General features: G+C 58.9%; 11 protein-coding genes. 3 read left to right on the top strand and 8 right to left on the bottom strand.

Annotated elements, in window-relative coordinates:
• Positions 1–177: 177 nt before the first annotated feature.
• The 4 genes from AC2FI9_RS06815 to AC2FI9_RS06830 are packed head-to-tail and all read right to left on the bottom strand — an operon-like array spanning position 178 to position 6,758.
• Positions 178–2,739: a putative PEP-binding protein gene (locus AC2FI9_RS06815; RefSeq protein WP_496766807.1), complete on the bottom strand. Its 2,562-nt coding sequence runs from the start codon at positions 2,737–2,739 to the stop codon at positions 178–180.
• Positions 2,740–2,782: 43 nt separating this feature from the next.
• Positions 2,783–5,002: a glycine--tRNA ligase subunit beta gene (glyS, locus tag AC2FI9_RS06820; RefSeq protein ID WP_496766808.1), complete on the bottom strand. Its 2,220-nt coding sequence runs from the start codon at positions 5,000–5,002 to the stop codon at positions 2,783–2,785.
• A gap of 9 nt (positions 5,003–5,011) precedes the next feature.
• Positions 5,012–6,226, bottom strand: a complete 1,215-nt coding sequence (gene gltS / locus AC2FI9_RS06825; protein WP_496766809.1) for a sodium/glutamate symporter — start codon at positions 6,224–6,226, stop codon at positions 5,012–5,014.
• A 7-nt stretch (positions 6,227–6,233) separates the two neighbouring features.
• The gene (locus tag AC2FI9_RS06830; protein ID WP_496722183.1) at positions 6,234–6,758 is read right to left on the bottom strand and encodes a DUF6446 family protein; all 525 of its coding nucleotides are present in this window, start codon (positions 6,756–6,758) and stop codon (positions 6,234–6,236) included.
• Between the two features lie 90 nt (positions 6,759–6,848).
• Here AC2FI9_RS06830 and AC2FI9_RS06835 point away from each other — a divergent pair, with 90 nt between their 5' ends.
• Positions 6,849–7,481, top strand: coding sequence for a MarC family protein (locus AC2FI9_RS06835; protein WP_496766810.1), 633 nt, complete (start codon positions 6,849–6,851; stop codon positions 7,479–7,481).
• Positions 7,482–7,489: 8 nt separating this feature from the next.
• On the opposite strand, the gene AC2FI9_RS06840 is transcribed toward AC2FI9_RS06835, so the two are convergent.
• Positions 7,490–8,419 carry a glycine--tRNA ligase subunit alpha gene (locus AC2FI9_RS06840; RefSeq protein WP_496766811.1) on the bottom strand — a complete coding sequence of 310 codons (930 nt, stop codon included), beginning with the start codon at positions 8,417–8,419 and terminating at the stop codon, positions 7,490–7,492.
• Between the two features lie 205 nt (positions 8,420–8,624).
• On the opposite strand from AC2FI9_RS06840, the gene AC2FI9_RS06845 reads away from it, so the two are divergent.
• Entirely contained in the window at positions 8,625–10,358 is a 1,734-nt protein-coding gene (locus AC2FI9_RS06845) for a serine protease (RefSeq protein ID WP_496766812.1), read from the top strand.
• A gap of 55 nt (positions 10,359–10,413) precedes the next feature.
• Here AC2FI9_RS06845 and AC2FI9_RS06850 read toward each other — a convergent pair whose 3' ends face one another.
• The gene (locus tag AC2FI9_RS06850; RefSeq protein WP_496766813.1) at positions 10,414–11,988 is read right to left on the bottom strand and encodes a thiamine pyrophosphate-binding protein; all 1,575 of its coding nucleotides are present in this window, start codon (positions 11,986–11,988) and stop codon (positions 10,414–10,416) included.
• Complete coding sequence (locus AC2FI9_RS06855; protein WP_109312003.1) at positions 11,988–13,436, bottom strand: TrkH family potassium uptake protein; 1,449 nt, start codon at positions 13,434–13,436, stop codon at positions 11,988–11,990. Before AC2FI9_RS06855 ends, AC2FI9_RS06850 begins: the two co-directional genes overlap by 1 nt.
• On the opposite strand from AC2FI9_RS06855, the gene AC2FI9_RS06860 reads away from it, so the two are divergent.
• A complete protein-coding gene (locus AC2FI9_RS06860; protein WP_496766814.1) occupies positions 13,435–14,157 on the top strand; it encodes a hypothetical protein in 723 nt (240 codons plus the stop codon). The two genes, AC2FI9_RS06855 and AC2FI9_RS06860, sit on opposite strands and share 2 nt — an antisense overlap.
• Before the next feature lie 334 nt (positions 14,158–14,491).
• Here AC2FI9_RS06860 and folE2 read toward each other — a convergent pair whose 3' ends face one another.
• Positions 14,492–15,595, bottom strand: coding sequence for a GTP cyclohydrolase FolE2 (folE2, locus tag AC2FI9_RS06865; RefSeq protein ID WP_282150935.1), 1,104 nt, complete (start codon positions 15,593–15,595; stop codon positions 14,492–14,494).
• Positions 15,596–15,668 lie beyond the last annotated feature (73 nt).

The raw sequence follows: 15,668 nt of genomic DNA on the forward strand, positions 1-15,668 counted from the left end.
TCGCACAGGCACAATTAGCGCCAGACCCTCCCCCGGCGGGCGCGATGAGGCTCATACCGAATTCAAACGGCGACGTCCAGTTCTGACGAAAAAGCAAGTGGAAAATCGCCGTTTCGTCAACAATATTTGACGACGGCGCTTTCTGTTACCTACTAATTCTAGAGTGCCGCCCTTCTGTCAACCCCCAAGTCTGGACGAAATCGCCAGTTGAGCGGCAGCCAGCCGAGCGACGGGCACCCGGAAGGGCGAACAGGACACATAGTCAAAGCCCAATTCCCGGCAAATGGCGATTGATTCGGGGTTCCCGCCATGTTCGCCGCAAACTGACAATGTGACTTCTGGTTGTGCTTGCCTGCCGCGTTCAGCTCCCAGTTTAAGCAATTCGCCAACTCCGTCCGCGTCCAACACATGAAACGGATCTTCGACAAAGACACCCTGCCGGACATAAGCCGACATGAACCGGCCTGCGTCATCGCGGGACAGGCCATAGGTCATCTGCGTCAGGTCGTTGGTTCCGAAACTTAAAAACGCGGTTTGCGGCGCGATCTCGGCTGCCCGCAAACAAGCCCGAGGGGTTTCGACCATCACGCCCAGCCGGTACTCAAATTCCTGCCCGCGTTCAGCGGCGACGGCTGCCGCCACGGAATCGATGCGCGCCTTGACCAGCTCGACCTCGCGCTTGGCAGAGACAAGCGGGATCATCACCTCGGGCACCACCGGTGCCCCGTCTTTGCTGGCTTCAAGCGTCGCCTCGAAAATCGCACGCGCCTGCATGTCGTATATTTCGGGAACCGTCACGCCCAGACGAACTCCGCGCAGGCCCAGCATCGGGTTGTATTCGGTCATGGCGTCGACCCTGCGTTCGACATCTGAGACCGGCAGGTCCAGCGCTTCGGCAAGTTCGCGTTGGCCGGTGCGCGTGGTCGGAAGAAACTCGTGCAACGGTGGATCGAATAGACGGATACAGACAGGCTGGCCTTCCATGATCCGGAATAGCTGCGCGAAATCATCGCGTTGCATCGGCAGCAAGCGTTCCAAGACCGCTTCGCGACCGGATGAGGTCTGCGCAAAGATCATTTCGCGCATCACGATCAGGCGGCCGGGGTCAAAGAACATGTGCTCGGTCCGGCACAACCCGATCCCTTGTGCCATGAAGTTCCGCGCGGTTTGCGCGTCTGCAGGTGTGTCCGCATTGGCGCGGATGGCAATATCCCGCTCTGCGTCCGCCCAGCCCATCAGGGTCTGGAAACAGTCATCCAGCGCAGCCTCCAGCATGGTCGGTTGCCCAGCCAACACCTGACCCGAGCTACCGTCGATGGTCAATGTGTCGCCTGTATTGAATACCCGCCCGTCGGGAGCCATCAGCTGTTTTTTCTTTGTCTGAAACCGCATCTCGGACGCGCCGACGATGCACGGCAGGCCCAAACCCCGGCCAATCACGGCCGCGTGGCTGGTCATGCCGCCCTTTTCCGTCAGGACCGCCACGGCGGCATGCATGCCCCGTACATCTTCCGGAGAGGTCTCGCGCCGAACCAGAATGCACGGTTCCCCACGCGCAGCGCTTGCCTGCGCCTCGGCCGAGGTGAACACGATCTTGCCGGTCGCAGCACCCGGACTGGCGGCAATTCCGGTGGTCAGGATGTCCCGTTCCGCATCAGGGTGAACCTGTCGGTGCAACAGCTCGTTCAGGGAATGCGGATCCACCCGCATCACCGCCTCTTGCGGCGGGATGATCCCGTCTTCCGCAAGCCGCACGGCGATGCGCATCGCGGCCCGGGCACTGCGTTGCACCCGTACACCGTCCAAAATGTGAACGTGGCCGTTTTCGATCACGAACTCGACCTGCATTTCCTCGCGCAGCTTGACCCGCATCAGCGCTGCATGCGTCTTGAGGTCCGCAAAAGCCTCGGGCGCGACATCTTCCAAAGACACTCCGCGCGGGTCCTTTTCGAGGTACAGCGCCGCGACGCCTTCCCCTAGCGCATCCCGTCCCTGACTTTGGCTCAGATACCGACCGGTGATCTGAGGCAATCCAGTGGTCGGATCAATCAGTTGCAGCACACCCGATCCGCACTCGCCCTGCCCGACGCCGGGGATCATCTCTTGGATCACCAAACCCAGACCCGCGTCCGCCGGCGCACCCTTGGCCTGACGCAACAATCGGGCCGAGGTGCCCTCCCATGCCCGGGCCATCGAACGCAGCACGGCAATCAGCTGCTCTCCGCGATCCTGTGGAAAGGCTTCGTCCGTCTCGTCCTCGTAAGCCCGCAGAGATTCCTGCAGACCTTCACGGCCATCTGCATCGATCTCGTCAAACACATCGGGGTCCAGCCGCGCAACATGAACGGCATAGCTTTGGACAAAGCGCAGATACAGCGCTGCGGCGGCCTCGACCCCCATCGAATCCGACAGGTCGACATAGCGCGCGTCATTCATGCCGATGTTCAGGATGGCACCCGGGCCGCCCCAATCGGGATCTTCGGAACTGGGCCGGACACACAGCAGCGCAGTCTGATCAAACTGCTCAAGAACAGCAGCTAAATCCGGCACCTGTCCGTCTGATATCTGATGCACCGCATCAAACGACAACGCGACCGTTCGTGGAACCGGCAGTTCCAGACGAACCAGACGTTGCAAACATTTCGCGCGCCCGCCATGCGTGTTGGCGGCAACGGGCGCTTCGGACGTGATAAGCGTAGTATGCGGATTATTCTGCACTGCGGCACCTTTTGGTTTCACCGCAGCATAAGCCCCTGCACCAATGGCGCAAGGGCGTTCTGGATCAGCCGTCGATGCGGCTCAGATCGGCAACACTGGAACAGACCTGACGGATCTGGCTTAGCAGGTTCAGACGGTTACGGCGCAGGATGTCGTTGTCGGTATTGACCTGAACATCCTCAAAGAACGCATCCACCGGGCCGCGCAGATCGGCCATGGCCGACATGGCGGCGGGGAAATCCTCGGCCTTCAGCGCCGGGTCTATCTTGGCCTGTGCAGCTTCCAACGCGCCGAACAGAGCTTTTTCACTGTCGGTCTCTGCAAACTTGATATCCGCACCATAGGAGTACTCGACCCCGTCCTTCTCCTCGGCCTGGGTCAGAATATTGTTGGCGCGCTTGAACCCCTGCACGAGGTTCTCGCCATCCTCTGTCGCGATCACGGCATTCAGCGCGCGGGCGCGTTTGACCAGCAGGTTGAGGTCGTCATTTCCCTCCATCGCGATACATGCGTCGATGATGTCGTGGCGGATGCCCTCGTCCCGGAGGAAGGTTTTGAGGCGGTCATGGAAGAAGGAGAGGAGATCGTCGGACGCGTCCGGGACTTTCTTCTCCAACCCCAGAAATTCAGCGGTCGGCTTGTCGCCGAGATTGTCTTTGACCGCTTTGAAGGCTGCACCGAAGACGCCGTGATCCGCGATTTCTTCCAGCAGGTCCTCGACATCTGATTTCGGCAACGCGTCATTGATGGCACCCTCTGCCCGAACCAACTGGCTATCAAAGAACCGATCCAATCTTAGACGCAAATCGTTTTCGAGTATCAATCGCGTCACGCCCAACGCCGCGCGGCGTAGGGCAAACGGGTCTTTCGATCCCGTGGGCTTTTCCTCAATCGCCCAGAACCCGGTCAGCGTGTCCAACTTGTCGGCCAGCGCCACAGTTACTGACAACGGCGCGGTGGGCACATCATCCGACGGCCCCAACGGCGAGTAATGTTCCTGCGCCACGGCGGCCACGGCGGCGTCCTCGCCGGCGGCTTCGACGTAATAACGACCCATAAGCCCTTGAAGTTCCGGGAATTCATAGACCATCTCGGAGCTTAAATCGGCCTTGGCCAGACGAGCGGCTTTCTCGGCCTGATCGGCATCCGCGCCCGTCACCGGGGCCAATTCGCGGGCAAGCGCCGCGATGCGGTCGATCCGCTCGACTTGAGTTCCCAGCTTGTTGTGGAAGGTCACATTCTCCAGCGCGCGGGTCCATTGGGCGATGTCCGATTTGGCAACGCGCAGATCGTTCTCCCAAAAGAACTTGGCATCCGCCAGACGAGCCGACAGCACCTTTTGGTTCCCTGCCAGAATGGTCGTGCCATTATCAGTGGTTTCACGGTTCGCAACAGTGATGAACCGCTCAATCCGGCCCGTCTTGGGGTTCTTCACGGAAAAGAACTTCTGATGCTCTTTCATCGAGGTCTGCAGAACCTCGGGAGGCAGTTCCAGAAACTCATCATCGATCTGCCCCATCAGGACAACTGGCCATTCGACCAGACCTGCGACCTCTGCCAGCAGGCCCTTGTCGTCAACGACCTCAAGCCCCGCCGCAAAGGCAAGGTTCTGGGCGTCGTTCCAGATGTGCTCTGCGCGCTCCGCAGGCGACAGCACCACAAACGCGCGCTTCAGCTTGGCGGCGTAATCCTCGAAGGACGAGACCGCAAAGCGACCCGGCGCCATGAAACGGTGACCTTCGGTGGTGTCGCCGGACTGGATGCCGTCGACTTCCATTGGCACAACCTGCGCGCCGGTCTCGTCGGTCAGAATGCACAGGATCGAGTGCAGCGGGCGCACCCAGCGCAGACCGCCACTGCCCCAGCGCATCGATTTCGGCCAGGGGAAATTGCGGATTGTCGCCTCAAGCACTTCGGCCACGATCTCGGCCGCAGGACGGCCGGGCTTTTCGATGGTGGCGAAATAGACCGAGCCTTTGGGGGTCTCACGCTCTTCCAACTGATCGCGGCTCAGACCTGCGCCGCGCAGAAACCCTTCGATGGCTTTGTCCGGCGCGTCTACCTTTGGGCCCTTGCGTTCTTCGCGGATCATGGGGCTTTCCGCCAGCAATCCTTCGACCGCCAGTGTCAGGCGGCGCGGCGTTGTCAGCGAAGCAGCAGATGCGTAGGTCAAACCGGCCTCGACCAAACCATCGGTGATCCGCTTTTTCAGGTCTTCGCCGGCACGGGTCTGCATGCGCGCGGGGATTTCCTCGGAAAACAATTCGATCAGCAGGTCGGGCATATTCGGTCCTTAGAAATTTACGATCGTCTGAATGACGATGGCATTAGCGATATCCACAAAGAATGCGGATACAAGGGGCAATACGATAAAAGCAATAGGCGATGGGCCATATCGTTTGGTGACAGCGGTCATATTTGCAATAGCGGTCGGGGTGGCGCCTAGGGCGAAGCCTCCGAAACCGGCGGCCAGAACGGCGGCGCGGTAATTGCTGCCCATGACAGGAAACAGAACCCAGATCACAAAAGCCACTGCGAACAAGGTCTGGGCCGACATGATGACCACAATGGCAAGGCCGAGTTCCGCGATGGTCCAAAGCTGCAGGCTCATTAATGACATGGCCAAAAACGCACCCAGCGAGAATTCCGAAATCAACGCCAGCGAGGGGGTGCGTTCAATTGGTGGGCGGCTGGGCGCAAGCCATGCGCGCAGGTTCGCGATGACGATGCCCATGATGAGACAAGGCACGAACAGCGGCAGCTTCAAACCGGCAGCGCTGATCGCCTCGCCCAGCGAATACCCCGCAATGATCGCCAGGTTGAGGAACAGGAGAACGCGCATGATCGACAGATGATCGATTTCGTTGGACACGTCATCGCCGTCAGTGGGAAGCCCCACTGTGTGATCCTCGTCGGGGCGTGCAGGGCTGAGGTTGCGCCCTTCGACCAGAAGCCGCGCTATCGGTCCACCAACCAAAGCAGCCAGAACAAGCCCAAGTGTTGCAACGGCAACGCCTAGCTCAGTTGCGCCGTCCAGGCCGGTGGCCTCGGCAACCTCGGGGGCCCAGGCAATCGCAGTTCCGTGCCCGCCGATCAGAGATGCCGAGCCGAACAAAACCCCAGCCTGCGCCGGATACCCGAACATAGACGCCCCAATTGCCCCGATCCCGTTTTGCGCAACAATCGTAGCCAAAGTCAGGATCAAAAGTAAAAACAGAGGCTTGCCGCCTGATATCAAGTCAGAGAGTCGTGCGTTTAACCCGATGCCCGCAAAGAACACCACCAAAAGAAAATCCCGTGTGGCAAGGTCAAACGACAGCTCAAGATCGAAGGCCAGATACAACAACAACACGACCAGTGAGGCCAGCAGGCCACCCGTGACAGGTTCGGGAATGTTAAACTGGCGCAATGCGGCGACGCGCGCATTGATCTCGACCCCCAAAAGATACACAGCAAAGCCCAACGTAGCGGTCAGGAAATCAGGTATCTGCAGGGTCTCGGCGGTCATCATATCCTCAATTCTGTGGCCGGTCCGGGCATTCTTCGCCAATCACGGTGCCGTCATAGGCCTTTTCGCCGCAATTGTTCAGCGCGTGCCAGACATAGCCTTTGCCGCCATTTGTAACGGCAACAATTCGGTCAACGCCAAAGTGGATGTTTTTTGCGCCCAGAAAGGCCTTGGCCTCGCCTGATTTCAGGGCATCTGCCACCGCCACGGCGTCAAAGCAATCGAACCATCCGGGCGCGGTTAGCGGCTCTGCATTCTCGACCGCGACATGGGTTTCCTCAATCTGCGCAAGCGTCAGATCCGTTTCGAAACAGGCACGGTAGCGGATGGGTGAGCTGTCCGCGTCAATCGCCTGAAACGCACTGTAGGATATAGGCGTGGGCGCCTCGGCCCCTTCCGTCATCAACATGACGTCCTGTCCGGGCTTGGACTCCACGTCATAATAAAATCCGTAGATCTGCAGGTAATACATCCCAAAACCGGCTACTGCCGCCGAGATCAGCACTATGATCGCAAGCACTTTTCCTGTCATCGTCTTTTCCTTTTGCTCACGATGCCTCTTTCACGATCGGTAAAAATAGGACAGGTTCCAATTGATTACAGGCGCAAAGAGACTTTTGAAATGGACAGCACCCTTGCAGTAGGATTCTTCGGAGCGCTTTTTGCGATCATGAATCCAATCACGAACCTGCCAGTGTTCCTTAGCGTCACCGACGGCCTTGCCCCGGCTGAGCAACGCAAAGTGGCTACAAAGACGGCGTTCTACTGCCTGATCCTCGGCGCATCGTTTGCGGCTGTGGGAAGTCAAACGCTCAGCCTGTTCGGCATCAGCGTCGATGACTTGCGCGTCGCGGGCGGTCTGGTCGTTCTGATGATCGGCCTGAACATGCTGAACGGAAAGCCCAGCACGTCGCATCACGGAACCGAGGGGGAACGGCAAGCCTACCCCGAACCTGACACGGTTGCCTTTTATCCGCTGGCCTTTCCGATCCTTGTCGGGCCGGGCACAATTACCACGTTGATCCTGTATGCGAGCCACATCCACAAGCCGGTAGATGCCATTGTTTACGCTGGCGTTTTTCTGGCCGTTCTGTTGTTGCTGTTCGTGACATTCTGGAACGCCGCAGCCATTGCCAAACGTCTGTCTGACAATGCCCGTGTTATCATGAGCCGGTTCATGGGCATGATCCTGTCGGCCATCGCAATCAGCATGATCGCGGCTGGCCTCAAGGTCTTGCTGCCCGGACTGGCCTGAGCGGCGCATCAAGCCTCGAACCCGGCGGCCTCGGTCAGCAGGAATGCGTCCGCGCATTGTTTCGCCAAAGCCCGCACCCGGCCGATATAGGCCTGACGCTCGGTTACCGAGATCACGCCCCGCGCGTCCAGCAGGTTGAAAACGTGACTGGCCTTGATGCACTGATCATAGGCCGGGTGCGCCATGATGATGCGCTTGCCAGTTTTTGGGTCGTCATGCTCTTGTGCCAGAATGGCGGCGCACTCAGCCTCGGCCTCTTCGAAGTGGCGCAACAACACTTCGGTGTTGGCCACGTCAAAATTCCAGCGGGCGTATTCCTCTTCGGTCTGTTTGAAGATGTCGCCATAGGAAAGCGGGCTTGGTGACTGCGGATCGTTGAATGGCATGTCCATCACGTGATCAATGCCAAGTACATACATCGCCAGACGCTCCAGACCATAGGTCAGCTCGCCCGAGACCGGTGCGCAATCATGGCCTCCGACCTGCTGGAAATACGTGAACTGGCTGACTTCCATGCCGTCACACCAAACTTCCCAACCCAATCCCCAGGCACCCAGAGTGGGGCTTTCCCAGTCGTCTTCGACAAACCGGATGTCATGCAGGTTCATGTCGATGCCGATGGCTTCGAGGCTGCCGAGATACAGGTCTTGCAAATCCGGCGGGCTGGGTTTGATCAGCACCTGATACTGATAATAGTGCTGCAACCGGTTGGGGTTCTCGCCGTAGCGTCCGTCCGTCGGACGGCGCGAAGGCTGCACATAAGCTGCGGCCCAGGTTTTCGACCCCAACGCGCGCAAGGTGGTCGCCGGGTGGAACGTGCCTGCACCAACCTCCATGTCATAGGGCTGCAGAATAGCGCAGCCTTTCGAGGCCCAATAGGTCTGAAGCCGCAAGATAATCTCTTGAAAAGAACGTGGTGCGCTGGACTGGTCGGTCATGACATTCCCTTTGGACGCCACTGCGCCCGGTTCCGTTGGGTTTTGCCCTTCCTATGCAAGGGGCCGTTGGGCGTCAACGGGCGGCAAAGCCTATGCTGTCACTGCGCAGCCACACTGTAAATTCCCCGTATTCCGGGCATGGCTTTCGGTACGTGAGTTCGCGTAGGGTCCGGCAAAGATAAAACACTGCGGACACGGGCAGACAATGACTCGCATATTCACGGCAATTTTGTTTCTTTTTCTCATCGGCGCGCGCGCTGTTTTTGCACAGCAGGACGCAGGCGTCTGGGTGCAGGTCGAAGCGCAGCCCTCGCTGCGCGAAGCGCAGGAACGTGCGCGGGTCTATGCCAGCACCCTACCGGACGTAAACGGGTTTCGCTTGAACTCTGGTTGGTATGCCATTGTTATCGGGCCTTATTTACGCAACGATGCGGAACAGGTTCTAAGCGTTTACCGCGCCGAGGGGCAAATCCCTGCGGACAGCTACATCGCTTTTTCCAGCGCATTGGGACAGCAATTCTGGCCGGTTGGAGAGAACATTCTGGACCGGGGCGTCGTGACGCCACCAGTTGAATCCCAGCCTGAACAGCCTGCTGTTGGCGTAACCCCGCAGGCCTCGGACGAGACACGCTCACAAGCGCTGCAAAGCGAACGTCTTCTAAGCACTCAGGAACGCATGAATTTGCAAACCGCTTTGCAGGCCGCGGGTTTTTACAATTCAACGATCGATGGCGCATTTGGCCAAGGCACGCGCCGCTCCATGGGCGACTGGCAGCGGTTCAATGGCTTTGAGGCTACCGGCGTTCTGACGACCGCACAGCGCAAGGCGTTGATTGACGACTTTAACGCCCCCCTTCTGAGCGTTGGAATGGAGCGTTATTCCGACCCGCAGGCCGGTATCGATGTGGATCTGCCGATGGGTGTCATCGCATTCGACCGTTATGAGGCCCCGTTTGTTCACTTCAAAAGCACAACCGATCTGAACGCCAAGGCCCTGTTGATCAGTCAGAAGGGCGACAAGGCCACGCTGCGCGCCCTTTATGAAGTGCTGCAATCGCTGGAAATCGTTCCACTCGACGGCCCACGACAACTGCGCGGCGACAGCTTTACGCTGGAAGGGCGTGGTAATGGGATCGTGACCTATAGCGAAGCACGGTTGGACGATGGCCAGATCAAAGGCTTTACACTGGTTTGGCCAGAGGATGACGATGCCCGGCGCGCCAGAGTGCTGGCCGCAATGAAGACCGGCTTTACTGCAACTGGCGCAGTACTGGACGCAGCAGCAGGTGCCAATGCCGAGCAGCGGATTGATCTGGTGTCCGGGCTGCAGGTGCGCACACCGCGTCTGTCCCGTTCCGGTTTCTTCGCTGATGCAAGCGGCACGGTTCTGACCGTTTTTGAGGCCGCTGACAGCTGCACACGCATTACGTTGGATGACGATCAAGAGCTTCAGCTCGCCTCGTCTGATGCCGATCTGGGTGTGGCGGTTCTGCGCCCCAACCGCAATCTGGTTCCGGTCAACGTGGCAGAGTTCAGTGCCGATGCACCGCGCATTCAATCTGAGATCGCGGTGTCGGGTTTCTCGTATGAGGGCGCTTTGGGCGCACCGACGCTTACCTTTGGCCAAATCGCTGATGTGCGCGGCCTGAACGGAGAAGACGGCGTGAAACGCCTGGCGTTGGCAGCCCAGCCCGGCGATGCGGGCGGGCCAGTGTTTGACGGCAATGGCCAGGTTGTTGGCATGCTGCTGCCGACCCCGACCGAAGGACGCACCCTGCCCGCGTCCGTCAGCCTCGCTGCAACGGCCAACAGCCTGAGTGAGGTTCTAGCCAAGGCGGGTGTATCCGGTCAATCGGGTCAGCCGACGGCACAAATCTCGCCCAATGAACTCAGCCGCCGGGCGACCGGAATGACCGTATTGGTTCATTGCTGGGATTGATCTCTGCGCCAAATCGCACAAAGCGCCGCTCGTCCGAGCGGCGCTTTTTTGTTGGCTAAAGGATATCCGGCGTGACACGGATCAGTGTCGGGACCGGGGCCGTAAAGGCGGCTCGGACCGCCTCCTGCATCTCGGGTAAGCTGGAGGGCGCAGACGACAACGCGCCGAAGGCCTCGGCCAGTTTGCAGAAATCCGGGTTGCGCGCGACAACCGCATTCGGTGCGATCTGACCTCTGACCATGCTGTCCTCGATCTCTTTGAGTTTTCCATTGTCCCAAAGGATGATCGGCAGAGACAGGCCCAATTCGACCGCTGCCCCAAGCTCTTGCATCGTATAGTGAAAACCGTAATCGCCAGCGATCACCGCTGTAGGCTTACCTCGACGCGCCACGGCGCCGCCAATTCCGGCCGGCAGCGCATAGCCAAGTGTACCGAACCCGGTCGGATGGTGCCAGTGATAGGGATAGCCCATATCCCAAACCTCTTTGGCGACATAAGCGAACTGGGTCATGTCAGAATAGATCATGGTGTCGCCGGGCATCGCCGCGCGAAGGGCATCCAGCACCGGGACGATACCCGGTCGTTCCGCATCCACTTCGGCCCGCCAACGGCGGCGCGTGTCAGCGACTTCCTCCGCTGTCCAGCCCGTCGAAGGTTTAACATGGTCGATAGCCGCCCAAAGTGCATGGGCAAAGCTTTCCCCGTCAGCCTGTAATTTCACTGCGGCGCGATGGTGATCGGACAGAACCTTCGGGTCCACATCTATACGCACCAGATTGCCCGTGTGGCCCAATGCATTTCGCCACAGGTCGACCTCGCCCAATTCCGCGCCCACGACGACCACAAGGTCGGCCGAGGCGATAACATCGGCGCTGCCCGGTCGTGGCAACATGGCTCCGTAGTCCAAGGCATAGCCCAACCCCGCCATTCCGCGCCCGGCATACGTGGTAAAACAGGCCGCACCCAACTGCGTCAGGATTTGCCGCCACAGATTCGACCGCGCACCACCACCCAGAATAAACAACGGGCGCCGTGCGATGTTCAGCATGGACATTACCGGAGCCAAGTCCGGCGGCAGAACTTTTGAGCGCAAACCAGGTTGGTTGGGAAACAGTGCGGGATCAGCATCGGCCTCAAGCTGTGCAATCGGCACCTGAATGTGCTTTGGACGTGGACGGTTGAGTTCGAACTCCTCAAAAGCACGCTCGACCAGATTGTAGGCTGCCTGCGCCGTATTCGCCTGATGCGACCAGTCAGTCACGGTTTCAGCCGCAGCGCGTTGGTTTTTCATCTGGTGCAACTGCCCGTGCACGCCTTGCGTTTCATCAAGGCACGAGGACATCACCAGCATCGGGACAGAATCCGTATAGGCCTGCCCCATCGGTGTCATGATATTGCACAACCCCGGTCCGGTGATGACATATGCAACACCCGGCTTGCCGGTCGCACGGGCATAGCCGTCGGCCATGAACCCTGCCCCCTGCTCGTGCCGGGCCAGCACATGGGTGATTCCGGCCTCTTCGATCCCGCGATACATTTCCTGATTGTGCACGCCGGGAATACCAAAGATCACATCCACTCCGCGATCCCGCAGCATATGCGAAATCTGCGCACCAAGGGGTCTTTTCATCAATTCCTCCAGAACTGGACAGTGAAGAGTGCATAAACGGCCAAAAGCTCAAGCCGCCCTACCAGCATTCCGATTGAAAGCAACCATTTCGCGGTGTCGCTGAGCCCTGCAAAGTTGCCAGCCGGTCCGATTTGATCCCCCAACCCCGGACCTACATTGGCCAGCGCTGTGGCTGCCCCGGAGACGGCAGTTATGAAATCCAATCCTGTCAGTGCCAGCGCCCAGGCCAGCACGCCCAACGAGAGCACAAAAAACATGAAGAAGCTCATAACCGAGGTCAGGACGTCTGGACCAATCGAACGGCCATCATATTGCGGCTTGAAAACACCATGAGGTGAGCGGATGCGGCGGATCTGGGTCTTGATCGAAGCAAACAGTAATTGATACCGGAAGATCTTGATGGAACAGGCGGTTGAACCCGCGCAGCCGCCAATCAGACCGATCAGGAAGAACATCATGATCGGGAAACTGCCCCAGCCCATGTAATCGACGCTGGCATATCCGGTACCCGAAATGATCGAGGTGATGTTGAACAGGGATTCCCGAACAGCCTGTTCCCAGTGATGCGGGAAAACGGAGGTCAGAAAGACCGCCATAATGACCACTAGCACCAGAATGGTCGCCAGAAAGGTCCGTATCTGGCTGTCGCGGAAAATGGACCTCGTATTGCCATTGGCGAATTGGACGTAGCGCACGAAAGGCAGTGCAGCGAGGATCATGAAGACAGCGGCCGCATATTCTGCTGGGCCGGAAAACGTGCCAAAGGACGCGTCATAATTTGAAAACCCGCCCGTTGAGATCGTCGTCAGGGCGTGCACCACGGCATCAAAAAAGCCCATCCCCAGACCTGCATAGACCAACGCGCAAACAATCGTCAGAAAGACATAGATCAGGGAAATCTGGCCCGCGATCTCTTGCGCCCGCGGAAGAATTTTCCCCATAGTTTCAAACCCTTCCGAGCGGAAGATTTGCATGCCCCCGACGCGAAGCTCGGGCAGGAACACCATGGCCACGACGATGATGCCGATGCCGCCCAGCCATTGCAACAGGCCACGCCAAAGCAGCAACCCCTGTGGCAGGTTATCGAGGCCGGAAATCACAGTCGAGCCTGTCGTCGTCAGGCCCGACATCGCCTCGAAATACGCGTCGACAAAGCGCAGTTCGGTCTCGCCCAAAAGAAACGGAATGGCGCCAAAAAATGGCAGTGCGACCCAGACCCCTGTGGTCAGTAAAAAGGTCTGACGGATCGTTAGACCTTCGCCTACTCCGTTCGAGCAACTCATCGCCAGAACGACGCCGGTCAGAATCGTGATGACGCCGCTTTCGAGAAAAACGTGCCACTCGCCTCGGCCTTCGATGAAGTCCGCAAGCATAGGCAGCAGCATGGTCGCCCCAAGAATGGCGACCAATAGGCCAATCACATATCCAACCGGGCGCATATCCGTCATGAGGCGCAGCGTTGGCGCGCCTGCACGACTGTGTCAAGCCAGTGTCGGGTTTTACCCGTCCGTTTTGCGGGCCGTTGTTGGCATCGCGGGCGGATTAGACGGGGCGCGCGGGCGACGCGCCGGAGTTGCCTGTACCCCTTCGGGCTTTGCGGCAACGGCTTTTGCAGGCGCAGGCTGCGCCGCGACCGGCTTGGCGGGTGCAGGTTTCGCCGCGACCGGCTTGGGTGCGGCTGGTTTGGCCGGGGTCTTTGGCGCAGTGGTGTTCGCTGCCACAGGTTTCGGCTTGGCAACCGCTGCCGGTTTTGGCGCAGGTGTTTTTCTAGCAACGGCAGGCTTTGGTTTGGCTGCCGCTGCGGGTTTGGCCGATGGCTGCCCTTTGGCGACCGCAGGCTTGGCGGCAGGCTTTTCTGCAACTTCGGTCGATTTGGCCGCCACCGGGGTGGGTTTGGTCACTTCAGCCACCGTTTTGGACGCGGTCGGCTTTGGTGATTCGACCTTGGGCCTTGCAGCAGCTTTCTTGCGGGCCACAGGCTTGGGTTTGGCCACCACCGCAGGTTTTGCCTTGGCGACCGGTTTGGCCTTGGGCGCGGGTTTTGCCGAGGGTGCAGCCGGGGCCGGAGCAGCAGCCGACGCGTGCAAGGCACTAACCGACACAAACGGCAGCTCCATCGCCGAACGAGTCAAAATCTGCATAATTTTCATTTGGTTGCTAACCGCATAGCCGGCCATTCTGATGGCCGCAGCCTGAAATTCCAGCGGTTGGGAAATTGGATTCATACTTTAGTTCTCCTCTGAAAGCGATGCAGCCTGCAAAAGAGTGAATTGAGCTGCCCGTCCCGATTTTCGGGCGGATCAAGAAGTCACGAAGTCCTGAGCGTCGCACGTCTCAGCTTCCCTTCAGAGTGGCAGACGCACGAACAGAAATTCGCCTGCCACGGCTGCATTCCACACCAGTGTTACTTGAAGGATCGTGCAAATGCAGCACGAATTGCCGCGCTGCGGCGGAAAACCGCTCTTAGTCTAAAAATGATACTTTATTGATCCACCCTGCCCCGTCACCCGACGTGGAACAGGGTGGTGAACAGCCGCGGGTCCAGGCTGGGTGACACAAAGGTCGGACCTTCGGTCAGAACCGACACCGCATCGTGGCTGTGCAGGCTTTCCTGGTGGCTTGCGACCACGCGGAAATCGCCGATATGGTGATCGGCCAGCAATTCGGCACAGAACAAACGGGCAGCGTCTTCGACAAAGATCGGATTGGCCGCATTAAGCTCGGCAAAGGCCTGTTCATCCTCGCGTTTGACCATCACCTGCGTTTCTGTCGGAACGGCACGGCGGCACAAGGCAATCAGATCCTCGAACCACAGGCAATCTGTGTCGCAGTCGACCACAACAGAAATCCGCGCCACTGAACGTTGCGAATGCGGTGTGGCCAGCTGTCCACGTGTTGCGCGTGCGTGCTCGCTAAGTTCCAGCGAACAGGGACATGTTGAGGAATATACGTAGTCCAGATGCATGATCTTCTGGCGCACTCCGCCCTGTTCAACCAGCTCAAGTGCGATGTCGTAATACTGGTACCCTTCCAAACCGGACCGCAGGCTTTGCACACGGTCGGGATAGGAAAACCGCATCTGGATACGGGCGTCAAAGCTGTCCAGATCGGTCATATAGTCATCCAGCGCGGCCTCCATGACTTCAAAGCTGAACGTACGCTCGGCGTGTTTGTAAAACGAGCGCATGATCCGGGACATGTTGATGCCCTTCTTTTCGGCATCCAGACTGACAGTCCCGGTCACCGAGGTCTCAAGCGTCAAGTCATCGCCGCGCTTGCGATGAAAGCGGATCGGCAGGCGGAAGTTCGAGATACCAACATGCTGGATTTGTTGCTTTGCGCCCCGGATCAAGCTGGACGGGCCATTCTGCAGGTCCGGCAAGGTCGCACGATACGCGCTGTCGACCGTGAACCCATCAGGGTATTCGCGCGACAGGGACGGATAATTCACGGGCACCAGACCAGGCACAAGGCGCGCAATCGCCGGGTCGAGCTGGCTGATCTCGGCCTCGGTTGCGGACTCGGCCCATTTGCGCAGCGTCTTCAGAGCGGCTGCGGCTTCGTCATTGTCGGGCGTGTCCTCAATGTCGCGGGGGTGCACGTTCATCGATCGGGTTCCTCGGTTGGTCGCCGAACCTTGTTTGTATTCGGCTTGCTTTCCAGTGTAGCTTTATACGCTG

Source organism: Ruegeria sp. CDSA246 (genome assembly GCF_059611225.1).

What these genes read in the sequence shown, in the direction of transcription:
- AC2FI9_RS06855 (WP_109312003.1), bottom strand. Translation starts at nt 13,436, where the DNA reads ATGACGGATATGCGCCCGGTTGGATATGTGATTGGCCTATTGGTCGCC.
- AC2FI9_RS06830 (WP_496722183.1), bottom strand. Translation starts at nt 6,758, where the DNA reads ATGACAGGAAAAGTGCTTGCGATCATAGTGCTGATCTCGGCGGCAGTA.
- gltS (WP_496766809.1), bottom strand. Translation starts at nt 6,226, where the DNA reads ATGACCGCCGAGACCCTGCAGATACCTGATTTCCTGACCGCTACGTTG.
- glyS (WP_496766808.1), bottom strand. Translation starts at nt 5,002, where the DNA reads ATGCCCGACCTGCTGATCGAATTGTTTTCCGAGGAAATCCCCGCGCGC.
- folE2 (WP_282150935.1), bottom strand. Translation starts at nt 15,595, where the DNA reads ATGAACGTGCACCCCCGCGACATTGAGGACACGCCCGACAATGACGAA.
- AC2FI9_RS06850 (WP_496766813.1), bottom strand. Translation starts at nt 11,988, where the DNA reads ATGAAAAGACCCCTTGGTGCGCAGATTTCGCATATGCTGCGGGATCGC.
- AC2FI9_RS06840 (WP_496766811.1), bottom strand. Translation starts at nt 8,419, where the DNA reads ATGACCGACCAGTCCAGCGCACCACGTTCTTTTCAAGAGATTATCTTG.
- AC2FI9_RS06845 (WP_496766812.1), top strand. Translation starts at nt 8,625, where the DNA reads ATGACTCGCATATTCACGGCAATTTTGTTTCTTTTTCTCATCGGCGCG.
- AC2FI9_RS06860 (WP_496766814.1), top strand. Translation starts at nt 13,435, where the DNA reads ATGAGGCGCAGCGTTGGCGCGCCTGCACGACTGTGTCAAGCCAGTGTC.
- AC2FI9_RS06835 (WP_496766810.1), top strand. Translation starts at nt 6,849, where the DNA reads ATGGACAGCACCCTTGCAGTAGGATTCTTCGGAGCGCTTTTTGCGATC.